The organism is Luteimicrobium subarcticum (genome assembly GCF_002798015.1).
GTDB classification, from domain to species: Bacteria; Actinomycetota; Actinomycetes; order Actinomycetales; family Cellulomonadaceae; genus Luteimicrobium; species Luteimicrobium subarcticum.
In genome coordinates this window covers 25,700-49,433 of the sequence record NZ_PGTZ01000001.1, presented here as the reverse complement: position 1 = coordinate 49,433, position 23,734 = coordinate 25,700, and the positions used below count along the sequence as shown (strand labels likewise).

The window sequence follows — 23,734 nt, the reverse complement described above, 5'->3', positions numbered from 1 at the left end:
CCCGCCACCGCACCAGCCACCGCCCGCGCCTGTTAGGATGGAGTTCCGTGGCAGATCACTTGAGCAGGTCCCTTTCGTCCTCCCGGCTGCGCGCGGAATCCCCGACGCGACACATCTTCGTGACGGGTGGTGTGGCCTCCTCGCTCGGCAAGGGCCTGACCGCCTCGAGCCTCGGCCGCCTCCTGCGGGCGCGCGGCCTGCGCGTCAAGATGCAGAAGCTCGACCCCTACATCAACGTCGACCCCGGCACGATGAACCCCTTCCAGCACGGTGAGGTCTTCGTCACCGAGGACGGGGCCGAGACCGACCTCGACATCGGGCACTACGAGCGCTTCCTCGACGTCGACCTCGAGGCGTCCGCGAACGTCACCACCGGCGTCGTGTACTCGAGCGTCATCGCGAAGGAGCGCCGCGGCGAGTACCTCGGCGACACCGTCCAGGTCATCCCGCACATCACCGACGAGATCAAGGCGCGCATGCGTGCGCAGGCCGGTGACGACGTCGACGTCATCATCACCGAGATCGGCGGCACGGTCGGCGACATCGAGTCGCAGCCGTTCCTCGAGGCCGCGCGCCAGGTCCGCCACGACGTCGGCCGCGACGACGTCTTCTTCCTGCACGTGTCGCTCGTGCCGTACATCGGCCCGTCGGGCGAGCTCAAGACCAAGCCCACGCAGCACTCCGTGGCGGCGCTGCGCAGCATCGGCATCCAGCCCGACGCGATCGTGCTGCGCTGCGACCGCGACCTGCCCGAGTCGACCAAGCGCAAGATCGCGAGCTTCTGCGACGTCGACGACGAGGCCGTCGTGACCTGCAAGGACGCGCCGAGCATCTACGACATCCCGCGCGTGCTGCACGCCGAGGGCCTCGACGTGTACGCCGTGCGCCGCCTCGGTCTGCCGTTCCACGACGTCGACTGGGCGGGGTGGGACCAGCTGCTGCGCCGCGTGCACGAGCCGGCGCACCACGTCGAGGTCGCGCTCGTCGGCAAGTACATCGAGCTGCCCGACGCGTACCTGTCCGTGACCGAGGCGCTGCGCGCCGGCGGTTTCGCGCACGACGCCAAGGTGCACATCCGCTGGGTGGCGTCCGACACGTGCGAGACCCCCGAGGGCGCGCAGGCGCAGCTCGCGGGCGTCGACGCGGTGCTCGTGCCCGGCGGCTTCGGGGTGCGCGGCATCGAGGGCAAGCTCGGTGCGCTGCGCTGGGCCCGCGAGCACCGGGTCCCGACGCTCGGCATCTGCCTCGGCCTGCAGTCGATGGTCATGGAGTACGCGCGGACCGTGCTCGGTCTCGCGGACGCGTCGTCGTCGGAGTTCGACGCGTCGACGCAGCACCCCGTCGTCGCGACGATGGAGGAGCAGCTCACCATCGTGGGCGGCGAGGGCGACCTGGGCGGCACCATGCGCCTCGGCTCGTACGACGCCGTCCTGACGCCCGGCTCGGTCGTCGCGGCCGCGTACGGGACGACGCAGGTGTCCGAGCGCCACCGCCACCGCTACGAGGTCAACAACTCCTACCGCGACCAGCTCGAGGCGGCCGGCCTGGTGATCTCGGGGACGAGCCCGGACGGCTCGCTCGTCGAGTTCGTCGAGCTGCCGGCGGACGTGCACCCGTACTACGTCTCGACGCAGGCGCACCCCGAGTTCAAGTCCCGGCCGACGCGGTCGCACCCGCTGTTCGCGGGGCTGGTCGGCGCGGCGCTGCGGGTCCGTGCGGAGGGCACCGGTACCGGTGCCGCGCAGGGCTCGGACGAGGCGTCGTCGGTCGACGCGTCCGAGGACGCGACGGCGGACGCCGCGCTGTGAGCGACCAGCGCGGGCAGGACCCCGCGGTCCCCGGCACCGCGGTCCAGGACGTGGTCGCGCCGCGGCCCGTGCTGGGCCGCGAGGCCGTGCACCGGGGCCGGGTGTGGGACGTGGTGACGGACCGCGTCGACCTCGGCCACTCCACCGTGACGCGCGAGGTGATCGACCACCCCGGTGCGGTCGCCGTCGTCGCCCTCGACCCGGACGACCGCGTGCTGCTGCTGCGTCAGTACCGCCACCCGGTGGGGCGCGAGCTGTGGGAGGTGCCCGCCGGTCTGCTCGACGTGGACGGGGAGCCCGCAGAGCTCACGGCGGCCCGCGAGCTCGCCGAGGAGGCGGACCTGCGGGCCGCCTCGTGGGCGGTCCTCACGGACTACTACACGACGCCGGGCGGCTCGACCGAGGCCCTGCGGGTGTTCGTGGCGCGCGACCTGTCGCCCGTCCCGGACGACGAGCGGTTCGAGCGCCACGACGAGGAGCGCGACATCGAGGTGCGCTGGGTGCCGCTCGACGACGCGGTGGCCGCCGTGCTGTCGGGTGCGGTGCACAACCCGTCGGCGGTCGTCGGCGTGCTGGCCGCGCACGCGTCCCGCGCGGGCGGCTGGGCGTCGCTGCGTCCCGCCGACGTGGCGTGGCCCGAGCGGCGCCGTGCCCCGTTGCTCGACCGGGCGGCCGACGGCGACCTCGCGACCGCCTGACCGGCCACGGCGCAGCGTCCGGTCACGGCGGGTGACGGTCCAGACGACTAGGGTTGTGGTCGTGCCGTCGTCCTCCTCGCCCGCGCCGTCCGGACGGCCCACCGGATCCGACGACACGCCCGCGCCGCCCGTCGGCGCGCCCGACCTCGCGGTGCTCGGGCCCGTGCTGCTCCGCGGTCCGGGCGGCATGGTCGCCCCGGCCGGGCCTCGGTCGCGGGCCCTGCTCGTCGCCCTCGCGCTCGCCGCGGGACGTCCGGTGTCGTCCGCGCACCTGCTCGACGACCTCTGGTGGGACCGCGGCGAGCAGGGCGACCTCGCCGACCCGCGGGCGGCGCTGCAGACCGTCGTCTCGCGCACCCGACGCATCGGCGCCGAGGGCCTCCTCGCATCGTCGCCGTCGGGCTACGCGTTCGTCGGCTCGAGCGACCTGACGCGGGCGCGGGCCGCCGCGCGCGAGGCGGCGTCGGCGCTGGCGGCAGGCCGCCCCGACGCCGCGCTGGCCGCGGTGGACGACGCCCTCGCGCTGTGGCGCGGCGAGCCCGGCGCCGACCTCGCCCCCGGCTCACCGCTCGCCGAGTCGCTCGGCGCGGAGGCCGGGCGCGTGCGTTCGACGCTGCAGGACGTGCGGCTCGACGCGCTCGTGTCCGCGGGGGACGACGAGGGGGTCCTCGCCGTCGCGGGCGACCGCCTCGCCCACCGCCCCGCCGACGAGGCGGCGTGCCTCGCCTTCATGACGGCCGCGGCCCGGTCGGGCCGGCAGGCCGACGCCCTGCGCGCGTTCGCGACCCTGCGCGAGGCTCTCGCCGACGAGCTGGGCGCGGACCCGTCCGCGGACGTGGTCCGGCTGCACGAGCACGTGCTGCGCGGCGAGGTGCCGGCCGCCGCCGCGCGGGCCGCCCACCCGACCGCGCCGGCGATCGCACCGCCGACCGTGGCCGTGACCTCGGCCGGCCCGGGCACGCCGGAGGACGCGGCTCCGCGCCGCAGCGTGCTCGTCCTGGGCCTGCGGACCCCGCCGAACGCGCTCGTCGGGCGCGACGCGGACGTCGCGGCCATCGAGGTGGCGCTGCGGACGTCCCGTCTCGTCACGGTCCTGGGACCGGGCGGTCTCGGCAAGACGCGCGTCGCGCAGGAGGTCGCGCACCGGGCGGCCGACGCCGGCGCGCCCGTCGTGGTGGTCGAGCTCGCGAGCGTCCGCACGGACGACGACGTCGAGCTGGCGCTCGCGACGCGGCTCGGCGTGGGCGACGGCCAGGGCTCGACGCGCCTGGGTGACCAGCTCGGGCGGACCGACCTGCGGTCCCGGATCCTCGACCGCCTGCGCACCCCCGCGACGCTCCTCGTGCTCGACAACTGCGAGCACGTGCTCGACGGCGCGGCCCGCTGGACGGCCGACGTGCTGGCCGAGACGTCGGCGCGCGTGCTGACGACGAGCCGCGCCCCGCTCGAGCTCACGGCGGAGGCGGTCTTCCCGCTGCCACCGCTCGCGAGCCGGCGGGCGGTGGGGGACGGCGGGTCCGCCAGCACCCCGGGACCTGTCGGCACGGGCGCCGGCGGAGCGTCTGGTCCGGCGGCGCTCCTGTTCGAGCAGCGCGCCCGTGCGGCGCGGCCGGACGTCGACCTCCCGGCCGACGTCGTCGAGCGGCTGTGCGACCGGCTCGACGGGCTGCCCCTCGCGATCGAGCTCGCGGCGGCGCGCACGCGGTCCATGTCGGTCGTCGAGATCGAGCGTCGCCTCGCGTCCCGGTTCGCGCTGCTGACGTCGGGGGACCGGGCGGCACCCGAGCGGCACCGGACGCTGCGCGCCGTCATCGCGTGGTCGTGGAACCTCCTGGGCGGGGCGGAGCAGGCGCTGCTGCGCCGGCTGTGCGTGCTGCCGGGGGCGTTCGACGCCGCGACGGCGGAGCAGGTCACGGCGGCGTGCGACGGGCCCGACGCGGGCTTCGCCACGTTCGACCAGCTCGACGCCCTCGTCAGCCAGTCCATGCTCGTCGCCGTGGACGACCGGATCGCGGGCACGACCCGCTACCGGATGCTCGAGACCGTCCGCGAGTTCGCCGCGCTCGAGCTGGAGCGCTCGGGGGAGCAGGACGCCGTCCGCGACGCGGTCCACGCGTGGGCGCGCGACCTCGCGCGCACGCTCCAGGGAAGGCTCGTCGGCGCCGCCCAGGTCGACGCGGTGCGGCGCGGGCGCGTCGAGCAGGAGAACCTCGTGCAGGTGCTCCGCTGGGCGCTCGCGGACCGGCGCCGCGACGTCCTGCTGCCCGTGTTCGCGTTCCTCGCGCGCCTGTGGATGCTCCGGTCGCAGTTCGGCGAGACCGTCACGCTCGGTTTCGAGGTCGCGCGCGCCCTGGTGGGCCGCGAGCCCGCGGACGACGAGGTGGGCGACCTCGTCTGGGTCCTGGCCGCGGCAGGGTCGCCCATGTCGGCCCTGACGGACCAGGCCGAGGGCATGCGGTCGTTCGCGCGCCTGCGACGGCTGCTGCGGCGGCCGGAGCTGCTCACGCCCGGGCAGCTCGCGACGGCACGGCTCCTCGACGCGACGCTCGACCCGCCGCGCGTCCCGGTCGTCCTCGCGGACCTGCGGGAGTCCGACGACTGGTACGTCTCGCTGGTCGCGTACCTGATGTCGGCGCAGCTCGCGGAGAACCAGGGCAGGCTCGCGGAGTCGCTCGTCCAGTCCCGGCGCGCCCACACGATCGCGACGGCGCACGAGGAGACGTGGGGTGCGGCCATGGCGGCGCAGCACCTCGCCGAGCTCGCCGCGGAGGAGGGCGACCCGGCCGAGTCCCTGCGCTGGATCGCGGTCGCGCGCGAGGGCTTCGAGGCGGTGGACGCCGAGGCGTTCCTGCTCCAGCTCGACAACCTCGAGACGACGATGATGGTCGCGACGGGCCGCGGCGCCGAGGTCCTCCCCGCGCTGCACCGGTTGGCGGCGACCCCGCTCGACGAGCACGACGGCCGGGACGAGGGTCCTGGCGGTCCGTCGGAGCGCCGCATGGTGGGGGCGTCGGGCCTCGCGCACGAGGCGGCGGGCCGCGGCGACCTGGAGGCCGCGCTGCGCACCCTCACCGAGATCCTCGACGAGCTGAAGGGGCAGCGCTTCGGCGCGCTGCAGAGCCGGGTGTCGACGGGGGCCTCGCGGCTCGCGCTGGCCGCGCTCGACGCCGCCGAGGCCGGTCTCGAGGAGCGGACGCCCGTCGCGTCCGCCGAGCAGCTCGAGGTCTGGACCCGCGAGCAGCGCGCCGTCACGCGCGCGCTGCTGCGGTCGTTGCCCGGGTTCGTGGACCGTCCCGTCCTGGGGTCGTCCGCGGCGGCGCTCGGCGCGTCCCTGTGGGCGCGTCCGGAGCTGGGCCGGGTGGCCGACGGCGTGGAGCTGCTGGCCCTCGCCGGCCGTCTCGCGTCGCGCCAGGACGTCCTGGCGCTGCGTCGCGCGCGGCACAGGGACCTCGCCGTCCGGGTGGCGGGCGAGGACGTCGTGCGGGCCGGCGAGGAGCGCGCGGCCGCCGTCGAGGACCCCACGGCCCGTGTCCGCGAGATCATCGACGACGGCCCGTGGCGCCGCGTCTGAGACGCGGTGCCACGAGCCGTCGGGTGTCGGTCGTCACGCCTTGCGCATGTACGCCTTGACGGTCAGCGGGGCGAAGACGGCGACGATCACCGCGGCGCCGAGCAGCGAGATCCACGCGTCCGACCCGAACGTCCCGTCGTTCGCCAGGTCGCGCACGGCGGTGACGAGGTGCGAGATCGGGTTGACGCTCACGAAGCCCTGAAGCCAGCCCGGCATGGTCGACGGGTCCACGTAGGCGTTCGACAGGAACGTCAGCGGGAACAGGACGATCATCGAGATCCCCTGGACGCTCGACGCGGTCCGGGCGACGACGCCGAAGAACGCGAAGATCCAGCTCACGGCCCACGAGCAGACGATGACCATGACCCCCGCCGCCACGACGCCCCCGAGGCCGCCCTCCGGGCGGTAGCCCATGACGAAACCCATGACGAACGTGAGGGTCGTCGCGATGAGGTAGCGCAGGGTGTCGGCCAGCAGCGCACCCGAGAGGGGGGCGATCCGGGCGATGGGCAGCGACTTGAACCGGTCGAACACGCCCTTGTCCATGTCCTCGCGGAGCTGCACGCCCGTCACGACGGACGTCGTGATGACCGTCTGGACGAGGATGCCGGGGATCAGCGTCGGGAGGTAGGACTTCACGTCGCCGGCCAGCGCCCCGCCGAAGATGTACGAGAACATCAGCGTGAACAGGATCGGCTGGAGGGTGACGTCGAAGAGCTGCTCGGGCGTCCGCTTGATCTTGAGCAGGCCGCGGTGGGCCATCGTGAGGGTGTTGTCGACCGTCTGGCGCAGCGAGGTGCGGTTCTTCAGGTCGCGGTCCAGGCCGGGGACGATGGTGGTGCGCGCGTCGCGCGCGGTGGGCAGGAGCGTCGTGGTCATCGCAGGACCGCCTCTCGTGCGGTGGTGTCGGAGGTCTCGTCCGCGTCGTCCGCGGTCTCGTGGCCGGTGAGCGTGAGGAACACCTCGTCGAGGCTGGGCTTCGACATGTTGAGCGACGCGACCTCGATGCGTGCCTCGCGCAGACGCACGAGCAGGTCGGTCACGGCGTCGGGGCCGGTGACGGGGACGGTGATCCGTCGCGCCTCGGGGCTGAGCGTCGCGCTCACCCCGAACGCCTGCTCCGCCAGCGCCTGCGCCGTGCCGAGGTCGGCGGCGTGGGCCACCGCCAGCTGCAGGGACTGGTCGCCGACCGTGTCCTTGAGCTCGTCGGCGGTCCCTTCCGCGACGACCCGGCCGCGGTCGATGACCGCGATGCGGTCGGCGAGCTGGTCGGCCTCGTCGAGGTACTGCGTGGTGAGCAGGACGGTCGAGCCGGTCGCGACGAGGTCGCGGACCGTGTCCCACATCTGCGTGCGGGTGCGCGGGTCGAGGCCGGTGGTGGGCTCGTCGAGGAAGATGAGGGGCGGCTGCGCGATGAGGCTCGCCGCGAGGTCGAGCCGGCGCCGCATACCGCCGGAGAAGTTCTTGAGCGGCCGCGACGCGGCCTCGGTCAGTGCGAACGACTCGAGCAGCTCGGCGGACCGGCGGCGCGCGGCCTTGCCGCGCAGGCCGTTGAGCCGGCAGAAGAGCATGAGGTTCTCGGTCGCGGAGAGCGTCTCGTCGACGGACGCGTACTGCCCGGTGACGCCGATGAGCTGCCGGACGACGAAGGGCTCGCGCCGCACGTCGTGGCCGAAGATGCTGGCCTCGCCGCCGTCGGGGCGCAGGAGGGTCGCGAGCATGCGGATGGTGGTCGTCTTGCCGGCCCCGTTGGGGCCGAGGACGCCGTAGACGGTGCCGGTGCGGACGGTGAGGTCGACGCCGTCGACCGCCCGGTTGTCGCCGAAGAGCTTGACGAGGCCGTGCGCCTCGACGGCCCAGTCCGAGCCGGGCCCCTTGCTGTGTGCCATTGCTGACCTCCTGGTGCGGGATACGTGCCCAGCATCGGAGGTCGCGCTGTCAGGTCGCTGACGCGGCGCTGACGGCCCCTGACGGCGGCTCGAGCCCCGGGCGGACGCGCATCGTGAGCAGGGTCCACGAGACCGTGGCGGTGAACACGGCGGCGAGCATCATGTGCACGGCCACCATGCCGATCGGCAGCCCCGTGAAGTACTGGACGTACCCGACGGCGCCCTGCAGCAGGCACAGGCCGAGGACGGCGAGCAGCGCGCGGCGGACGCGCTGCGGCGTCGGGAAGCGGCGGGTGCGCCACAGCAGCCAGACGAGCACGACGAGGAAGAGCCACACGGCGGAGGCGTGGAGACGCGCGACCGTCTCGGGGTCGAACGGGAGGCGCTCGGCGTGGACGTCGTCGCCGCCGTGGGGTCCGGAGCCCGTCGTGATCGCGCCGAGGACGAGCACGGGCACGAGCAGGACGCCGAGCACGCGCGACAGCGTCCAGGTGCCGGGGTCGACGACGCGGTGCGGGGGACCGTCGCCTTCGACGACGCGTGCGAGCAAGAGCGTCGAGAGGGCCACGAGCGCCATGGAGACCAGCAGGTGGACGGCGACCATCTGCGGTGCGAGGTCGGTGAGCACGGTGATGCCGCCGAGGACGGCCTGGACGAGCACGCCGACGAGCGGCACGAGGCCGAGCCGGCGCACCGACGCGGCGCGCGCGCTGCGCCACACGAGGACCGCGGTCGCGGCCGCGACGACGACGAGCACGAAGGTCACCATGCGGTTCCCGAACTCGATCGCCTGGTGGTACCCGGTCGCGGCGTGCCGGACGGGGACGAACGAGCCGGGGTGGCACTCGGGCCACGTCTCGCACCCGAGGCCGGACCCGGTGAGGCGCACGAAGCCGCCGGTGACGATGATCGCGATCTGTCCGACGAGGTTGGCGAGCACGACCCAGCGCGTCCACCCGGCCGCGCGGTCGAGGACGCGGGTCACGACGGCGCGCGGGCCGTGCTGACTCTGCGGGCCGTGCCCGGGGTCGCGAACGGCGTCCGGCGCAGGGCGTGCGGGGGCGTCGTCGGTCGGCGTGCTCACCGGGCCACCGTAACCGGCGCGGACCCCGGTTCCCGAACCGCGGGGGGCCGGCGAGCTCACTGCCACCGGAACCAGCGCCGTGCGGCCCAGCCGAGCACGACGGTCCAGCCGAGCAGGACCGCGACCGCGCCGAGCGGCACGCTGCCGTCGAGGAGTGCGCCGCGCATGGCGTCGCCGAGCGCGCCGGAGGGCAGGAGGGCGGCGACGTGGCCCCACCCGGGGGCGAGGTGCGACGGGGGCACGAGCACGCCGCCCGCGGCGATGAGGACCACGAGCAGCAGGTTCGCGACGGCGAGCACGCCCTCGGCGCGCAGGGTGCCGGCCACGAGCATCGCGAGCGAGGTGAACGCCGCCGTCCCGAGCAGCCCGGCGAGGACGGCCAGGGGGATGCCGGCGGCGTGCGGGTGCCAGCCGAGCAGCAGCGCGGCGGCGACGAGCACGACCGCCTGCACCACCTCGACGGCGAGGACGCCGAGGAACTTTCCGGCGAGCAGGCCACCGCGGCCCAGGGGGGTGGTCGCCATGAGACGCAGCACCCCGTTGCGGCGGTCGAACGCCGTGGCGATGGCCTGCGACGTGAACGCGGTGGACATGACAGCGACGGCGAGGACGCCCGGGGTCACGAAGTCGATGCGGCTCGCGCCGCCGGTGTCGAGCTCGATCGCGTGCACGCGGTCGAGCGCCACGAGCAGGAACAGCGGCAGGAAGATCGTGACGAGCAGCTGCTCGCCGTTACGCAGGATCATGCGCGTCTCGAACGCGGTCTGCGCCGCGACCCGGCGCGCCGGCGACGCGGCACCTCTGTGCGCGGTCGTGGGGGCGGCGTCCGTCGTGCCCGCCGTGTGCGACGTCATCGCAGGTTCCTCCCGGTGAGGTCGAGGAACACGTCCTCGAGGGTGCGGCGGCCCACCGTGAGCCGGTGCACGAGGACGTCGCGCTCGGCGAGGGCTGCGGTGAGGGCGGCGACGGTCGCGGCGTCCACGGACCCCGCCACGACGTAGGTGCCGGGCGCGGACTCGCGCAGCGCGAGACCGGGCACGAGGTCGGGCGGCAGCCCGGGCGTCGCCTCGAAGCGCAGGGTGCTGTCGGGTGCCCTGGTGCCGTCCGGCCCGGCGCCGGACGTCACGAGGTCGTGCGTCGTGCCGGACGCGATCACGGCGCCGCGGTCCACGACCACCACGTCGTCGGCGAGGGACTCGGCCTCGTCCATGAGGTGGGTCGTCAGGACGATCGCGACGCCCTCGTCGCGCAGCTCGGTGACGAGGTCCCACACGGCGCGGCGCGACTGGGGGTCCATGCCGGCGCTCGGCTCGTCGAGGAACACGAGCTCGGGACGTCCGACGATCGCGACGGCGAGGGCGAGCCGCTGCCGCTGGCCCCCGGACAGGCGCCGGACCGTCGTGCGGGCGAACGACGCGAGACCGAGGCGCTCGGTGAGCTCGCCGACGTCGCGCGGGTCGGCGTACAGGTGCGCGACGTGCTCGAGCATCTCGAGCGCGCGCACCCCCGTGGGCAGGCCGCCGTCCTGCAGCATCACGCCGACCCGGGGTCGCAGCGCCGCGGCGTCGGTGTGCGGGTCGAGGCCGAGGACGCGGACGGTCCCGGCGTCAGGGGTGCGCAGGCCCTCGCAGCACTCGATCGTGGTGGTCTTGCCGGCGCCGTTGGGTCCGAGCACGGCGGTCACGGCGCCACGGCGCGCGGTGAGGTCGAGGCCCGCGACGACACGCCGGCCGTCGTAGGACTTCGCGAGCCCGCGCACGACGAGCGCGTCGTCGACCTCGGTGGGCGACACGGCGCTCGACGGGCTGGCAGACGGGGCGGCCCCGGGCTGCGGGGTGGCGGGTTCGGGCACGGTGCTCGAGTCTAGGCGGCAGGGCTCGGGGTGCGCTCCGCCCGCCCCCGCGGGGGGCGAGATGCTCGTCACTAAGGGGCGCCTTCCTTGCGCGGACGGATTTAGGCAACGAAAATGTTGGCATATCCGATGACGGTGGTGCCAGGAGGCACCCCCGCGCCGCGCGCACCGAGGAGGTGAGCATGTCGACGATCCACGTCCGTGAGGCCGAGACCGCCGCGAGCGCCACCGACGCCTCGACGCGCGAGCGCGTGCTCGCCCTCGTCGCCGAGCGCGGCCCGGTCAGCGCCGCGGCGCTCGCGACCGAGCTCGGGCTCACCGCGACCGGCGTGCGCCGCCACCTCGTCTGTCTCGAGGAGGACGGCCTCATCGCCGTCCACGACATCGGCAGCCAGCCCCACGCCCCCGCGCAGCGCGGCCGGCCCGCGCGCCGCTACGTCGCGACCCGCCAGGGCCAGGCGCACATGGCGGGCGAGTACCCCGAGCTCGCGGCGGCCGCGCTGCGCTTCCTGCGCCAGCACGGCGGCGAGCGGGCCGTCGAGGCCTTCGCCGCCGAGCGCTACGCGGCCATGGCCGAGCGGTACCGCGGCCTCGTCGACGCCGACGACGTCGAGGGACGCGTCGACCAGCTCGCCGCAGCCCTCGCCGGGGACGGCTACGCCGCGAGCGTGCGGCCCGTGCCGTCCGCCCTGCCTCCGACCGCGCGCCCCGCCGGTTCGTCCGCCGGACGGCCCGCAGCCGTCGTCCACACCGTCCAGCTGTGCCAGGGCCACTGCCCGGTGCAGCAGATCGCCGCGGAGTTCCCGCAGCTCTGCGAGGCGGAGGCCCAGGTCTTCGCCGAGCTCCTCGGCACCCACGTGCAGCGCCTGTCGACCCTCGCGGGCGGCGGGCACGTGTGCACCACGAACGTCCCGGTCGTCCGCCGGCCCTCGGCGCCGACCGGTTCTGCGAACCCCCCGAAACCGCCGTCCGCGGCGCAGGAAGGATGATGCTATGAGTGCTCCCACCGAGCAGGTGGCCGGGCAGCCGATGTCCCAGGACGAGGCGATCGCCTCGATCGGGAACTACGGCTACGGCTGGCACGACGCGGACGCCGCGGGCGCGAGCGCGCGCCGCGGTGTCGACGAGGACGTGGTGCGCAACATCTCCGCGCTCAAGAGCGAGCCCGCGTGGATGCTCGAGCGCCGCCTGCGTGCCCTCAAGCTCTTCGACAAGAAGCCCATGCCGAGCTGGGGCGCCGACCTCACGGGCATCGACTTCGACAACATCAAGTACTTCGTGCGGTCCACCGAGGCGCAGGCCAAGAGCTGGGAGGACCTGCCCGAGGACATCCGCAACACGTACGACCGCCTGGGCATCCCCGAGGCCGAGAAGCAGCGGCTCGTCGCCGGCGTCGCCGCGCAGTACGAGTCCGAGGTCGTCTACCACCAGATCCGCGAGGACCTCGAGGAGCAGGGCGTCATCTTCCTCGACACCGACACGGGCCTGCGCGAGCACCCGGAGCTGTTCGAGCAGTACTTCGGCTCGGTCATCCCGTCGGGCGACAACAAGTTCGCCGCGCTCAACACCGCCGTGTGGTCGGGCGGCTCGTTCGTCTACGTGCCGCCGGGCGTGCACGTCGAGATCCCGCTGCAGGCCTACTTCCGCATCAACACGGAGAACATGGGCCAGTTCGAGCGGACGCTGATCATCGCCGACGAGGGCTCGTACGTGCACTACGTCGAGGGCTGCACCGCGCCGATCTACTCGAGCGACTCGCTGCACTCCGCGGTCGTCGAGATCATCGTCAAGAAGAACGCCCGCGTCCGGTACACGACGATCCAGAACTGGTCGAACAACGTGTACAACCTCGTGACCAAGCGCGCGACGGCGGAGGCCGGCGCGACCATGGAGTGGGTCGACGGCAACATCGGCTCCAAGGTCACCATGAAGTACCCGGCGATCTACCTGCTGGGCGAGCACGCGCGCGGCGAGACCCTCTCGATCGCGTTCGCGGGCGAGGGCCAGCACCAGGACGCCGGCTCCAAGATGGTCCACGCGGCCCCGCACACGTCGAGCTCGATCGTCTCGAAGTCGGTCGCGCGCGGCGGTGGCCGCACGTCGTACCGCGGCCTCGTGCAGATCCTCGAGGGCGCCGAGCACTCGGCGTCCAACGTGCTCTGCGACGCGCTGCTCGTCGACCAGATCTCCCGGTCCGACACCTACCCGTACGTCGACGTCCGCGAGGACGACGTCTCGATGGGTCACGAGGCGACGGTGTCGCGCGTGAGCGAGGACCAGCTGTTCTACCTGATGTCCCGAGGCCTGACCGAGCAGGAGGCCATGGCGATGATCGTGCGCGGGTTCGTGGAGCCCATCGCGCGCGAGCTGCCCATGGAGTACGCGCTCGAGCTCAACCGCCTCATCGAGCTCCAGATGGAAGGTGCTGTCGGCTGATGACTGCCACCACTTCGACCACCGACGCGCCCCGCGGCGTGTCGACGGACCACTCCCGCGCGCAGGCGGACGGTGCCCACACGCACGGCGAGAAGGTCGTCCCGGCCGGGTCGCGTGCCGAGCGCCTCACGTCGTTCGACCTCGCCGACATCCCCGTCCCGACGGGCCGCGAGGAGGAGTGGCGGTTCTCGCCGGTCCGTCGCCTCGCGCCGCTGTTCGCCGCGGACCTCTCGGCCTCGGGCGTCAAGACCACGGTCGACGCGCCCGCCGAGGTCTCCGTCGAGACCGTCGGCCGTGACGACGCCCGCCTGGGCCAGGTCGGCAAGCCGGGCGACCGCACCGCCGTCACCGCGTGGAACGCGTTCTCCGAGGCCACGGTCGTGACCGTCGGCAAGGAGGCCGTGGCGTCCGGCGTGACGCACGTGCGCACCGAGGGCGTCTCGCCCGAGGCGTCCGTGCAGCACGTGCTCGTCAAGGCCGAGCCGCTCTCCGAGGCCGTCGTCGTGCTCGAGCACACCGGCGTCGCGACGCTCGACCAGACCGTCGAGATCGACGTCGCCGACGGTGCGCACCTCACGCTCGTGACCGTGCAGGACTGGTCCGAGGGTGCCGTGCACGCCAGCTCGCACCGCGCCCGCCTGGGACGCGACGCACGCCTCAAGCACGTCGTCGTGACGTTCGGCGGCGACGTCGTCCGCGTGACCCCGGACGCCGAGTTCGCGGGCGAGGGCGGCGAGGTCGAGCTCGTCGGGCTGTACTTCGCGGACGCGGACCAGCACCAGGAGCACCGCCTGTTCGTGGACCACGCGGTCCCGAGCTGCAAGTCGCGCGTGACCTACAAGGGCGCGCTGCAGGGCGAGGGCGCGCACACCGTGTGGGTCGGCGACGTGCTCATCCGCGTCGAGGCCGAGGGCACCGACACGTACGAGCTGAACCGCAACCTCGTCCTCACGGACGGCGCGCGGGCCGACTCGGTGCCGAACCTCGAGATCGAGACCGGCCTCATCGAGGGTGCGGGTCACGCGTCCGCGACCGGGCGCTTCGACGACGAGCAGCTGTTCTACCTGCGCTCGCGCGGCATCCCCGAGGTCGACGCGCGCCGGCTCGTCGTGCGCGGCTTCTTCGCCGAGCTCATCCACGAGATCGGCGTCGAGGAGGTCGAGACCAAGCTGCTCGCCTCGATCGAGGCCGAGCTCGCGAAGTCGATGAGCGTCATCGAGGGCAGCGAAGGCGCAGCATGACCGCCCAGGTCGCGTGCACGACGTCCGACCTGGCGCCCGAGGAGGCCCTGCGGGCCGACCTCGTCGCCGCCAACGGGTCGACCGTCGAGGTCGCCGTCGTCCGTGACGGCGACGGCAACTGGCACGCGATCAGCGACATCTGCTCCCACGGGCAGGTCTCGCTGTCGGACGGCGAGGTCGAGGGCTGCTACGTCGAGTGCTGGCTGCACGGGTCGCAGTTCGACCTGCGCGACGGCATGCCGACGGCCCTGCCCGCGATCCGGCCCGTCCCCGTCTACCCGGTGACCGTCGACGGCGAGCAGGTGCTCGTGGACGTCGACGCACCGCTGAACTGACTTTTCTGTGACTGAGGAGAACCACATGTCCACTCTCGAGATCCGCGACCTGCACGTCAGCGTCGAGACGAAGGAGGGCCCCAAGCCCATCCTGCGCGGCGTCGACCTGACCATCGGCTCCGGCGAGATCCACGCCATCATGGGCCCGAACGGCTCCGGCAAGTCCACTCTGGCGTACTCGCTCGCCGGGCACCCCAAGTACCAGGTCACCGGTGGCACGGTGACGTTCGACGGCGAGGACGTCCTCGCGATGTCCGTCGACGAGCGCGCCCGCGCCGGCCTGTTCCTCGCGATGCAGTACCCCGTCGAGGTGCCGGGCGTGTCCGTGTCGAACTTCCTGCGGACCGCCAAGACCGCGATCGACGGCGAGGCGCCCGCGCTGCGCACCTGGGTCAAGGACGTCAAGTCCGCCATGGCCGACCTGCGCATGGACTCCGAGTTCGCGGAGCGCTCCGTCAACGAGGGCTTCTCGGGCGGCGAGAAGAAGCGCCACGAGATCCTCCAGCTCGAGCTCCTCAAGCCGAAGTTCGCCGTGCTCGACGAGACCGACTCCGGCCTCGACGTCGACGCGCTGCGCATCGTGTCGGAGGGCGTGAACCGCGCGCACCAGGCGACCGGGCTCGGCGTGCTGCTCATCACGCACTACACGCGCATCCTGCGCTACATCAAGCCCGACCACGTGCACGTCTTCGTCGACGGTCGCGTCGCCGAGGAGGGCGGCCCGGAGCTCGCCGAGCGTCTCGAGAACGAGGGCTACGACCGGTTCCTCACCTCGAGCGTCAGCGCCTGACGGAGCCCCGAGATGACCACGACGACCGCCCCGCAGGCGTCCTCGGCCGCGCGCCTGAGCGACGCCGAGCTCGCTGCCGTGCGCGCGGACTTCCCGCTGCTCGGACGTGAGCTGCGGGGCGGTCGTCCGCTCGTCTACCTGGACTCCGGGGCGACGAGCCAGAAGCCCGACCCCGTGCTCGACGCGGAGCAGGACTTCTACCTGCAGCGCAACGCTGCGGTGCACCGCGGCGCGCACCAGCTCGCGGAGGAGGCGACCGAGGCGTTCGAGGACGCCCGGGCGGCCGTGGCCGCGTTCGTCGGCGCCGACCCGGACGAGATCGTCTGGACGTCCGGTGCGACGACGGCGCTCAACCTCGTGACGCACGCCCTGCTGGGTGCGACGCTCGACGCGGCCCGGGGGCGGGGGCGGGCCGAGTCGCGGCGCTTCGCCCTGGCCGAGGGCGACGAGATCGTCGTGACCGAGGCCGAGCACCACGCCAACCTCGTGCCGTGGCAGGAGCTCGCTGCCCGCACGGGTGCGACCCTGCGCTGGCTCGAGGTGGACGACGAGGGCCGGATCCGTGTCGACCAGGTCGGCGACGTCGTGACCGAGCGCACCAAGGTGCTCGCGTTCACGCACGCGTCGAACGTCACGGGGGCGATCACGCCGGTCGCGCCGCTCGTCGCCCGGGCGCGCGAGGTCGGGGCGCTCACCGTGCTCGACGCGTGCCAGTCCGTGCCCCACCTGCCCGTCGACCTGCGCGCCCTCGGCGTGGATCTCGCCGCGTTCTCCGGGCACAAGATGCTCGGGCCGACGGGTGTGGGCGCGCTGTACGGGCGCCGGGACGTGCTGGCCGACCTGCCTCCGTTCCTCACGGGCGGGTCGATGGTCGAGGTCGTGACCATGGAGACGACCACGTTCGCGCCGCCGCCGCAGCGGTTCGAGGCGGGCACGCAGCCCGTCGCCCAGGCCGTCGCCATGGGTGCCGCCGCGCGGTACCTGAGCGAGCTCGGCATGGACGCGGTCGCCGCGCACGAGCGCGAGGTCGCCGCCGAGCTGCTGCGCATCCAGGAGGTCCCGGGCGTCCGCGTCATCGGTCCGACCGAGGCGGTCGAGCGCCTGGCCGTCGTGTCGTTCGTCGTGGACGGCGTGCACGCGCACGACGTCGGCCAGTACCTCGACGACACCGGTATCGCCGTGCGCGTCGGGCACCACTGCGCGCAGCCCCTGCACCGCCGGTTCGGTGTGGCCGCGACCGCCCGCGCGTCCGCGTCCGTCTACACGACCCTCGACGAGGTCCGCGCGCTGCGGGAAGCACTCGGCGGGGTCCGCGCGTTCTTCGGGGCATGAGGAAGGTGACGTCATGACCGGGCCCAGCGCGCTCGAACAGCTCTACCAGCAGGTGATCCTCGACCAGGCTCGCGCGAGCCACGGCCGGGGGCTCGCCGCGCTGGACGTGCCCACCGAGGCCGCCGCCCACGACCACGCTCACCACACCGGCGAGTCGCACCAGGTCAACCCGACGTGCGGCGACGAGGTGACCCTCGGGGTCGTGCTCGACGCCGGCACGATCGCCGACCTGCGGTGGGACAGCCAGGGCTGCTCCATCTCGCAGGCGTCGCTGTCGGTGCTCACCGAGCTCGTCACGGGCAAGCCGGTGGACGAGGCCGAGCAGCTCGGCGAGACGTTCCGCGCCCTCATGGCGTCCCGCGGCCAGGGCATCGACGACACGGCCGCCGACACGCTGGGGGACGCGTCCGCGTTCGTCGGCGTGTCCAAGTTCCCCGCCCGCATCAAGTGCGCGCTGCTCGGCTGGGCCGCGCTGCGCGACGCGCTCGCGCGCGCCACCACGACCCCTCTCAAGGAGGACGCATGACCACCGAACAGTCGGCCCCCGCCGACATCGAGGCCGCCGCCCCGGCCGCCGCCTCCACTGAGGCGCCCGCCGTGACCGACGCCGCCGCCGCCGCGGCGACACCCGCGTCCGTCGAGGACGTCGAGGAGGCGATGCGTGACGTCATCGACCCCGAGCTCGGCATCAACGTCGTCGACCTCGGGCTCGTGTACGGCGTGCACGTCGACGAGAACAACCACTGCGTCATCGACATGACCCTCACGTCGGCCGCGTGCCCGCTGACGGACATGATCGAGGAGCAGTCCGCGATGGCGCTCGAGGACGTCGTCTCCGGGTTCCGCATGAACTGGGTCTGGATGCCGCCGTGGGGTCCGGAGAAGATCACCGACGACGGCAAGGACCAGCTCCGGGCGCTGGGGTTCAACGTCTGACCCCGCCCGGCCTGTCGTGACGACGAAGGTCCCGACCTCCTGGAGGTCGGGACCTTCGTCTCTTGACGAGCGATCCGCTCCGGAGACCGGTGTCCCGGGCGTCGGTGCTCCAGACTGCGACAGTGTCTTTGACGCGCGGAAGTTCTGTCTCGGGGGTTCAGCAGACGTTGTTGTCAGCAGGACCTCGATCTCGTCGGCGTGCGACGCATGTCTTCGCCGGCACCGTGCTGCGTGACGGTGGAGAAGGTCCATGACGTCTCCCGCCATCTCGCGCAGCTGAGCTCCCACCGGAGGTGGACGTGTCCGTCGTGGTGTGCCGTGACACGGAGCTCGTCCTCGAGGGAACGCCACACCCGATCTCCCTCCCAGCCTCGGAAGTCGTCGTAGAGACCCCGGAAGAACTGGGGTAGCTCCGTGGAGCCGATCAGCAGGACAGGCGCTTCCACACGCGCCCCGTCGCCTACCGCGTGGAACAGCAGGCCGGTGAGGTAGGGGTCGTGTTCGTCTGCGCACGGCTCGAGCGACAGTGTCAGAGCGTCGCCGCCGGAGCCCTGACCGAACTCCTGGAGATCAGTCGACCGTCACCTCGATGCCGGTGGTCTCCCAGCCGTCGGTGCCGGAGCGTTCGAGCCGGACGAGGGCTCCGGGTTCCTGCCAGTTCTGCGCCAGGATCTCGTCGAGGCGGGCCTGGGCCTCGTCGGGCGTGGACTGGAACGTCGGCCCGATCTGCTGCGCCGACTGCATGCCGCCGGACAGGACGGCGCGGTACGTGGATGTCTCGCTCATGCGTCGACGGTAGGCGCGGGCCGCTGCCGAGGCGCGCCGAGCCGGGTGCGCTAGAAGACCGCCTTGCCTCCGGTCACACCCAGCACGGTGCCGGACACGTACGACGCCTCCGTCTCCGACGCGAGGAACACCAACGCCGGAGCGACCTCCGCAGGCTGCCCCGCGCGTCCGAGCGGGGTGTCGACGCCGAAGCTCTCGAGGGTCTCTGCGGGCTGGGTGGCGGGCTGCAGCGGCGTCCAGATCGGTCCGGGCGCCACGGCGTTGACGCGGATTCCTCGCGGGCCGAGCTCCGCGGCCAGGTTGACGGTGACGTTGTTGATCGCGGCCTTCGTGGCCGCGTAGTCGACCAGGGCCGTCGACGGCTGGTACGCCTGGACCGACGACACGTTGATGATCGACGCGCCCCGGCCCAGGTGGGCGAGCGCCGTCTGGGTGACCCAGAACAGGGCGTACAGGTTCGTCTTCAGGACGCGGTCGAGGTCGTCGCTCGCGAGGTCCTCGAACCGGTCGCGACGCGCCATCTGGTAGGCCGCGTTGTTGACCAGCACGTCGAGCCCGCCGAGCGCTTGCGCCGCATCGGCCACGACCGCGCGGGCCGTCTGCTCGTCCCGCAGGTCGCCGGGGAGCAGGACGCAGCGTCGCCCGGCCCGCTCGACCCACCGGGCGGTGTCGTCCGCGTCGGGCTGCTCCTCGGGCAGGTACGAGATCGCCACGTCGGCGCCCTCCCGGGCGAACGCGATCGCGACCGCGCGTCCGATGCCCGAGTCACCGCCCGTGATGAGGGCGCGTCGACCGGCCAGGCGCCCGTGCCCCACGTAGGACGACTCGCCGTGGTCCGGCACCGGATCCATGCTGCTCGTGAGACCCGGCGGCTCCTGCTGCTGCGCGGGAAAAGCGTCGTCCGCCATCGGTGCTCCTCGGTCGAACCGCACGGGTGCCGTGGTCCCGGACGTGTCCCGGGCGGCGTCCTGGCCACCGTAGGTCGGTCGATGGCCCGACGCGCGGAGGGGCCGCCGCACCTCAGGGACGGGGGTGCTTCAGGGGCGTGGCGCGGGATCGGCGCTGCACGTGGCGGTGACGTCGAGGCGGCGGCCCGGGTCGAGTCGGCGCAGGACGGCGAGCGTGAGGTCGGCGAGCCGGTCGACGTCGTCGCCGTCGAGCCCGTCGAGGATCATCGTGCGCACCGCGCGGTCGTGCAGGGGCCGCGCGTCGGCGTACGCGGCGGTGCCGGCGGCGGTGAGGACGGCGTTGGTCGCGCGGGCGTCCTGCTCGCACGGCACGCGGTCGACGAGGCCCTTGCGCTGCAGCCCGGTCACGACGCGCGAGAGTCGGGGGAGCGTCGCGTTGGTGCGCGCCGCGAGCGCGGACAGGCGCAGCCGGTGGTGGTCGGCCTCCGCGAGCGCCTCGAGCAGCGTGAACTCGAACGACGTGAGCCCGGCGGGCGCGAGCTGCTGGTCGAGCGCGGCGGGCAGCAGCTCGAGCAGCGCGTGCAGGCGCGCGACGGCGACGCGCTCGCTCTGCTGCAGCGCAACGGCGCTCCGCGTCGTACCTGTCGTGGTCACGGCCTCGTCCTCCTAGTTGGTTGCACGTACAACTATAGCGCGCTATCGTGTTGGTTGTAGATACAATCAATTGCTCGACGGCTTGGCCCGTCGGCTGACGAGGAGCAGCACGATGACCACCTTCACCATCATCGGCACGGGGAACATGGCGCACGCGATCGGCGGCGTGCTCGCCGACGGCGGCAACGACGTCGCGTACGTCTCGCACGCGGAGGTCGGCACCGCGCCGCTCACCGGCGACGTGGTCGTCCTCGCCGTCCCGTACCCGTCCGTCGCGGGCATCCTCGAGGCGTACGGCGACCAGCTCGCCGGGAAGGTCGTCGTCGACATCACCAACCCGCTCGACTTCGCGACGTTCGACGCGCTCGTCGTGCCCGCCGGGTCGTCCGCCGCCGCCGAGATCCAGGCCGCACTGCCGCAGAGCCGCGTCCTCAAGGCGTTCAACACGACGTTCGCCGCGACCCTCGCGAGCAAGAAGACCGGCGACCTGCCGACGACCGTCCTCGTCGCGGGCGACGACGACGCCGCCAAGTCCGCGCTGGTCGCCGCGGTCGAGGCGGGGGGAGTGCACGGCCTCGACGCCGGTTCGCTCGCCCGCGCCCACGAGCTCGAGGCGATCGGCTTCCTCCAGCTCACGCTCGCCGTCGGCGAGAAGCTGCCCTGGACCGGCGGGCTGGCGGTCGCTCGATGAGCACGGCTGCCACCGGCACCTCGTCGGCAGCCGCCGGCGCGACCGCTCCCGACACCACGACCGCTCCCGACACCACGATCAACCCCGACACCGTGATGGACGCCGTCACGCTGCGCGTCGGGGACCTCGAGCAGATGACCGACTACTACGCCGGCGCCCTCGCGATGGAGCCCGTCGAGGAGCGGACCCGCGGACGCGAGGTGCACCGGGTGCTCGGCCGGGGGACGACGCCCATGATGCGGCTCGTCCACACGCCCGACCTGCCGGCGGTGGACCCGCGCCAGTCCGGCCTGTTCCACACGGCGTTCCTGTTCGACGACCAGCCCGGGCTCGCCGCCACCGTGTACCGGGCGGCGCAGGACCCCCGCAGCCGCTTCGTCGGGTCGAGCGACCACTCCGTGAGCGAGGCGTTCTACTTCACCGACCCCGAGGGCAACGGCATCGAGCTGTACACCGACCGGGACCGCAGCCTGTGGCTGCACGCGCGCGGGCAGGTGCTCATGGACACCACGTACCTCGACCCGAACGACTTCCTGCGCGCCCACCTCACGCAGGACGCGCTCGATGCCGGCCCCGCGCTCGCGGGTCGCGTCGGGCACGTGCACCTGCAGGTGGGCGACATCGAGCGGGCTGACGCGTTCTACGTCGGCACCCTCGGGTTCGAGGCGACCATGCGCGAGTACCCCGGCGCACTGTTCGCGTCCGCGGGCGGTTACCACCACCACGTCGCCATGAACGTGTGGAACAGCCGGGGTGCGGGACCGCGCGCGTCGACCCTGGGGCTGGGGGACGTCGCCGTGACCGTCCCCGGCCGCGACGACCTCGACGCGCTGGCTGCCCGCCTCACCGCGCGCGGCGTCGCGTTCACGGACGACGGCCGCGCCGTGACGACCCGCGACCCGTGGGACACGCAGGTCACGGTGTCCCTGCCCGGGTCGAGCGTGGAGGACGTCCTCGCACGCTGATGCCCGGCGCGTCGGTGCGGCGCGTCGGGCGTCTCCTCAGCCGGCGCGGCGCGCGCGCAGCACCACGTCGTCCACGTGGTGCGTGGTCGCGGCGCCCGGAGGACGCGTGCGCGTCTCGTGGACCTCGACGTCCCAGGTGCCGGGGTCGTCGCTGAGCGCCGCAGCGATCTCGTCGACGCCCACGAACGCCGCCGGGTCGAACGTCCGGGTCTGGGCGGCCACGTCCACGGGCTCCTGCAGCGGGGCGAGGTCGTGGTGCACCACGAGGAGCGTGCCGCCCGGCGCGACGGCGTCGAACAGGTTCCGCAGCCCGCGCTGGTCGGGCGTCCGCTTGAACGCCCCGTACTGCAACGAGACGAGGTCGAACGTCCCGTTGCCGAACGGCTCCGGGTCGTTGGCGTCGCTGCGCACGAGCTCGACGGCGAGGCCGCGACGGTCGGCCTCGGCGCGGACCCGGGCGAGCGCGTTGCCGGAGATGTCCGTGGCGGTGACCTGCCACCCGCGCTCGGCGAGCCAGAGCGCGTCGGCGCCCTCGCCCGTCCCCACGTCGAGCGCCCGGCCGGGCTCCAGGTCTGCGACCTCGCGCACGAGCGTGCCGTTCGGGTTGCCGCTCCAGGCGCGGCCCTCGCCGCCGTACCGGTGGTCCCAGTCGGTCTCCTCGCCCGAGCGGCGTGCGGCGTCGCGCAGGTCCTCGTCGGCCAGGGAGAAGGCGATCATGGCACCCGCCTGGCTACCCTGGGCCGCCGACGGGAGCACCTGGAGGCTCGGGTCGGTGACGTTCCCGGCCGCGTAGACGCCCGGGACGGCCGTCTCGCCGCGCGGGTCGACGGCCAGCACGTCGCCCGCGCCCGACGCGTGCGGGGTGGCGGTGATCCCGAGCCCGGCAATCGTGTCGACGCGCGCCTGGAAGCGGGACCCGGCGACCACGGCGTCGGCGTCGAGGACGCGCCCGTCGGAGAGCTCGACGCCCGACACCGCGTCGTCCGCCCCGGTCAGCACCCGGGCGACCGGGGTGCGCTCGATCGTGACTCCCGCGGCGGCGAGCGTGTCCACGGCGGCCTCGTCGACGCCTGTCGGGTCGTGCAGCACGACGGTCAGCCGGTCGGTGAGGTGCCGGAACAGGGGCGTCGGGTGCAGGCCCAGCGGGCTCGTCACGATCTGCACGAGCCTCTGGTCGCGCACCTCGAAGCCGTGGCAGAAGGGGCAGTGAACGACCCCGCGCCCCCACTGCTCCGCGACGCCGTCGATCGCCGGCAGGTCGTCGGTGAGTCCCGTGGCGACCAGCACACGGCGCGCCACGAGGGTGTGGCCCCCGGTGAGGGCGACGACGAACCTGCCGTCGTCGCGGCGGTGCACGCCCGTGGCGCGTCCGGGGAGCACCTCGCCGCCGTGCGACCGCACCTCCTCGCGCCCGGCGGCCACGAGGTCGCCGGGGGCCACGCCCTCGTGCCCGAGGTAGCCGTGCATGTGTGCCGCCGGGGCGTTGCGGGGCGTGCCGTCGTCGACCACGACGACGCTCCGGCGCTGGCGGGCGAGCTGGAGCGCGGCCGCGAGCCCCGCGGCGGAGCCGCCGATCACCGCGACGTCGCAGTGACGCTCCGTCGGGGGGTGCTTGTGGTGTCCGTGGTCCCGTGGGTGGTCAGGGTCCCGGTGGTGGTCGGCGTGATCAGGGTGCGCGGTGGTCATGAGGCCGACGGTACGGGCCGGCGACCACTGCGGCAACGACGCTTGCGGTATCGGCAAGAGGTTCCTGGCCGT

Annotated in this window: 23 protein-coding genes; 13 read left to right on the top strand and 10 right to left on the bottom strand. The window is 73.7% G+C overall.

The window, feature by feature from the left end; all coding sequences use genetic code 11:
* Positions 1 to 59 precede the first annotated feature (59 nt).
* The 3 genes from CLV34_RS00245 (at position 60) to CLV34_RS00235 (ending at position 6,077) form a co-directional block, all read left to right on the top strand.
* A complete protein-coding gene (locus CLV34_RS00245) occupies positions 60 to 1,808 on the top strand; it encodes a CTP synthase (protein ID WP_425436150.1) in 1,749 nt (582 codons plus the stop codon).
* Entirely contained in the window at positions 1,805 to 2,506 is a 702-nt protein-coding gene (locus tag CLV34_RS00240) for an NUDIX domain-containing protein (protein ID WP_211289310.1), read from the top strand. The genes CLV34_RS00245 and CLV34_RS00240 overlap by 4 nt, the downstream gene beginning before the upstream one ends.
* A gap of 61 nt (positions 2,507 to 2,567) precedes the next feature.
* On the top strand, positions 2,568 to 6,077 hold the full coding sequence (locus tag CLV34_RS00235) for an AfsR/SARP family transcriptional regulator (protein ID WP_157803628.1): 3,510 nt from the start codon (positions 2,568 to 2,570) through the stop codon (positions 6,075 to 6,077).
* A gap of 33 nt (positions 6,078 to 6,110) precedes the next feature.
* Here the strand turns inward: CLV34_RS00235 and CLV34_RS00230 are convergent, their stop codons facing one another.
* The 5 genes from CLV34_RS00230 to CLV34_RS00210 are packed head-to-tail and all read right to left on the bottom strand — an operon-like array spanning position 6,111 to position 10,842.
* Positions 6,111 to 6,956: an ABC transporter permease gene (locus CLV34_RS00230; RefSeq protein ID WP_100348292.1), complete on the bottom strand. Its 846-nt coding sequence runs from the start codon at positions 6,954 to 6,956 to the stop codon at positions 6,111 to 6,113.
* Entirely contained in the window at positions 6,953 to 7,966 is a 1,014-nt protein-coding gene (locus CLV34_RS00225; RefSeq protein ID WP_100348291.1) for an ATP-binding cassette domain-containing protein, read from the bottom strand. The genes CLV34_RS00230 and CLV34_RS00225 overlap by 4 nt, the downstream gene beginning before the upstream one ends.
* Positions 7,967 to 8,015: 49 nt before the next feature.
* Positions 8,016 to 9,050: a COX15/CtaA family protein gene (locus CLV34_RS00220; protein ID WP_245858830.1), complete on the bottom strand. Its 1,035-nt coding sequence runs from the start codon at positions 9,048 to 9,050 to the stop codon at positions 8,016 to 8,018.
* A gap of 56 nt (positions 9,051 to 9,106) precedes the next feature.
* Complete coding sequence (locus CLV34_RS00215) at positions 9,107 to 9,904, bottom strand: ABC transporter permease (protein WP_100348290.1); 798 nt, start codon at positions 9,902 to 9,904, stop codon at positions 9,107 to 9,109.
* On the bottom strand, positions 9,901 to 10,842 hold the full coding sequence (locus CLV34_RS00210; protein WP_100348289.1) for an ABC transporter ATP-binding protein: 942 nt from the start codon (positions 10,840 to 10,842) through the stop codon (positions 9,901 to 9,903). The genes CLV34_RS00215 and CLV34_RS00210 overlap by 4 nt, the downstream gene beginning before the upstream one ends.
* A gap of 242 nt (positions 10,843 to 11,084) precedes the next feature.
* On the opposite strand from CLV34_RS00210, the gene CLV34_RS00205 reads away from it, so the two are divergent.
* Genes CLV34_RS00205 through CLV34_RS00170 form a run of 8 tightly spaced genes read left to right on the top strand, consistent with a single transcriptional unit; the run spans position 11,085 to position 17,972 of the window.
* A complete protein-coding gene (locus CLV34_RS00205; RefSeq protein WP_100348288.1) occupies positions 11,085 to 11,891 on the top strand; it encodes a helix-turn-helix transcriptional regulator in 807 nt (268 codons plus the stop codon).
* 4 nt (positions 11,892 to 11,895) lie between these two features.
* Positions 11,896 to 13,338 (top strand): Fe-S cluster assembly protein SufB, encoded by a 1,443-nt coding sequence (sufB, locus tag CLV34_RS00200; protein WP_100348287.1) that lies wholly within the window; start codon positions 11,896 to 11,898, stop codon positions 13,336 to 13,338.
* Positions 13,338 to 14,579, top strand: a complete 1,242-nt coding sequence (gene sufD, locus CLV34_RS00195) for a Fe-S cluster assembly protein SufD (RefSeq protein ID WP_100348286.1) — start codon at positions 13,338 to 13,340, stop codon at positions 14,577 to 14,579. Before sufB ends, sufD begins: the two co-directional genes overlap by 1 nt.
* The gene (locus tag CLV34_RS00190) at positions 14,576 to 14,914 is read left to right on the top strand and encodes a non-heme iron oxygenase ferredoxin subunit (protein ID WP_100348285.1); all 339 of its coding nucleotides are present in this window, start codon (positions 14,576 to 14,578) and stop codon (positions 14,912 to 14,914) included. The genes sufD and CLV34_RS00190 overlap by 4 nt, the downstream gene beginning before the upstream one ends.
* 25 nt (positions 14,915 to 14,939) lie before the next feature.
* Positions 14,940 to 15,704, top strand: a complete 765-nt coding sequence (gene sufC / locus CLV34_RS00185; RefSeq protein ID WP_100348284.1) for a Fe-S cluster assembly ATPase SufC — start codon at positions 14,940 to 14,942, stop codon at positions 15,702 to 15,704.
* Between the two features lie 12 nt (positions 15,705 to 15,716).
* Entirely contained in the window at positions 15,717 to 17,036 is a 1,320-nt protein-coding gene (locus tag CLV34_RS00180; protein ID WP_100348283.1) for a SufS family cysteine desulfurase, read from the top strand.
* Between the two features lie 13 nt (positions 17,037 to 17,049).
* Entirely contained in the window at positions 17,050 to 17,562 is a 513-nt protein-coding gene (gene sufU, locus CLV34_RS00175) for a Fe-S cluster assembly sulfur transfer protein SufU (RefSeq protein WP_100348282.1), read from the top strand.
* Entirely contained in the window at positions 17,559 to 17,972 is a 414-nt protein-coding gene (locus CLV34_RS00170) for a metal-sulfur cluster assembly factor (protein ID WP_100348281.1), read from the top strand. The genes sufU and CLV34_RS00170 overlap by 4 nt, the downstream gene beginning before the upstream one ends.
* Before the next feature lie 173 nt (positions 17,973 to 18,145).
* Here the strand turns inward: CLV34_RS00170 and CLV34_RS17300 are convergent, their stop codons facing one another.
* The 4 genes from CLV34_RS17300 to CLV34_RS00150 all read right to left on the bottom strand — a co-directional run bounded on the left by CLV34_RS17300 (position 18,146) and on the right by CLV34_RS00150 (position 20,320).
* Complete coding sequence (locus CLV34_RS17300) at positions 18,146 to 18,499, bottom strand: DUF6228 family protein (protein WP_425436151.1); 354 nt, start codon at positions 18,497 to 18,499, stop codon at positions 18,146 to 18,148.
* Positions 18,500 to 18,542: 43 nt separating this feature from the next.
* Entirely contained in the window at positions 18,543 to 18,758 is a 216-nt protein-coding gene (locus CLV34_RS00160; protein ID WP_100348279.1) for a hypothetical protein, read from the bottom strand.
* Positions 18,759 to 18,808: 50 nt separating this feature from the next.
* Positions 18,809 to 19,666, bottom strand: a complete 858-nt coding sequence (locus tag CLV34_RS00155; protein ID WP_100348278.1) for an SDR family oxidoreductase — start codon at positions 19,664 to 19,666, stop codon at positions 18,809 to 18,811.
* 129 nt (positions 19,667 to 19,795) lie between these two features.
* On the bottom strand, positions 19,796 to 20,320 hold the full coding sequence (locus tag CLV34_RS00150; RefSeq protein ID WP_245858828.1) for a MarR family winged helix-turn-helix transcriptional regulator: 525 nt from the start codon (positions 20,318 to 20,320) through the stop codon (positions 19,796 to 19,798).
* 112 nt (positions 20,321 to 20,432) lie between these two features.
* Between CLV34_RS00150 and CLV34_RS00145 the strand changes: the two genes are divergently transcribed.
* Both CLV34_RS00145 and CLV34_RS00140 read left to right on the top strand, forming a co-directional pair.
* Positions 20,433 to 21,011, top strand: coding sequence for an NADPH-dependent F420 reductase (locus CLV34_RS00145; RefSeq protein WP_100348277.1), 579 nt, complete (start codon positions 20,433 to 20,435; stop codon positions 21,009 to 21,011).
* A 95-nt stretch (positions 21,012 to 21,106) separates the two neighbouring features.
* On the top strand, positions 21,107 to 21,976 hold the full coding sequence (locus CLV34_RS00140; RefSeq protein ID WP_245858833.1) for a VOC family protein: 870 nt from the start codon (positions 21,107 to 21,109) through the stop codon (positions 21,974 to 21,976).
* Positions 21,977 to 22,012: 36 nt separating this feature from the next.
* Here CLV34_RS00140 and CLV34_RS00135 read toward each other — a convergent pair whose 3' ends face one another.
* A complete protein-coding gene (locus CLV34_RS00135; RefSeq protein WP_100348275.1) occupies positions 22,013 to 23,662 on the bottom strand; it encodes a bifunctional NAD(P)/FAD-dependent oxidoreductase/class I SAM-dependent methyltransferase in 1,650 nt (549 codons plus the stop codon).
* Between the last annotated feature and the right edge of the window lie 72 nt (positions 23,663 to 23,734).

Coding starts and splice junctions, on each gene's coding strand:
- CLV34_RS00230 (WP_100348292.1), bottom strand. CDS start 6,956: ATGACCACGACGCTCCTGCCCACCGCGCGCGACGCGCGCACCACCATC.
- CLV34_RS00225 (WP_100348291.1), bottom strand. CDS start 7,966: ATGGCACACAGCAAGGGGCCCGGCTCGGACTGGGCCGTCGAGGCGCAC.
- CLV34_RS00215 (WP_100348290.1), bottom strand. CDS start 9,904: ATGACGTCGCACACGGCGGGCACGACGGACGCCGCCCCCACGACCGCG.
- CLV34_RS00205 (WP_100348288.1), top strand. CDS start 11,085: ATGTCGACGATCCACGTCCGTGAGGCCGAGACCGCCGCGAGCGCCACC.
- sufB (WP_100348287.1), top strand. CDS start 11,896: ATGAGTGCTCCCACCGAGCAGGTGGCCGGGCAGCCGATGTCCCAGGAC.
- sufD (WP_100348286.1), top strand. CDS start 13,338: ATGACTGCCACCACTTCGACCACCGACGCGCCCCGCGGCGTGTCGACG.
- CLV34_RS00190 (WP_100348285.1), top strand. CDS start 14,576: ATGACCGCCCAGGTCGCGTGCACGACGTCCGACCTGGCGCCCGAGGAG.
- sufC (WP_100348284.1), top strand. CDS start 14,940: ATGTCCACTCTCGAGATCCGCGACCTGCACGTCAGCGTCGAGACGAAG.
- CLV34_RS00180 (WP_100348283.1), top strand. CDS start 15,717: ATGACCACGACGACCGCCCCGCAGGCGTCCTCGGCCGCGCGCCTGAGC.
- sufU (WP_100348282.1), top strand. CDS start 17,050: ATGACCGGGCCCAGCGCGCTCGAACAGCTCTACCAGCAGGTGATCCTC.
- CLV34_RS00170 (WP_100348281.1), top strand. CDS start 17,559: ATGACCACCGAACAGTCGGCCCCCGCCGACATCGAGGCCGCCGCCCCG.
- CLV34_RS00160 (WP_100348279.1), bottom strand. CDS start 18,758: ATGAGCGAGACATCCACGTACCGCGCCGTCCTGTCCGGCGGCATGCAG.
- CLV34_RS00155 (WP_100348278.1), bottom strand. CDS start 19,666: ATGGCGGACGACGCTTTTCCCGCGCAGCAGCAGGAGCCGCCGGGTCTC.
- CLV34_RS00145 (WP_100348277.1), top strand. CDS start 20,433: ATGACCACCTTCACCATCATCGGCACGGGGAACATGGCGCACGCGATC.
- CLV34_RS00140 (WP_245858833.1), top strand. CDS start 21,107: ATGGACGCCGTCACGCTGCGCGTCGGGGACCTCGAGCAGATGACCGAC.
- CLV34_RS00135 (WP_100348275.1), bottom strand. CDS start 23,662: ATGACCACCGCGCACCCTGATCACGCCGACCACCACCGGGACCCTGAC.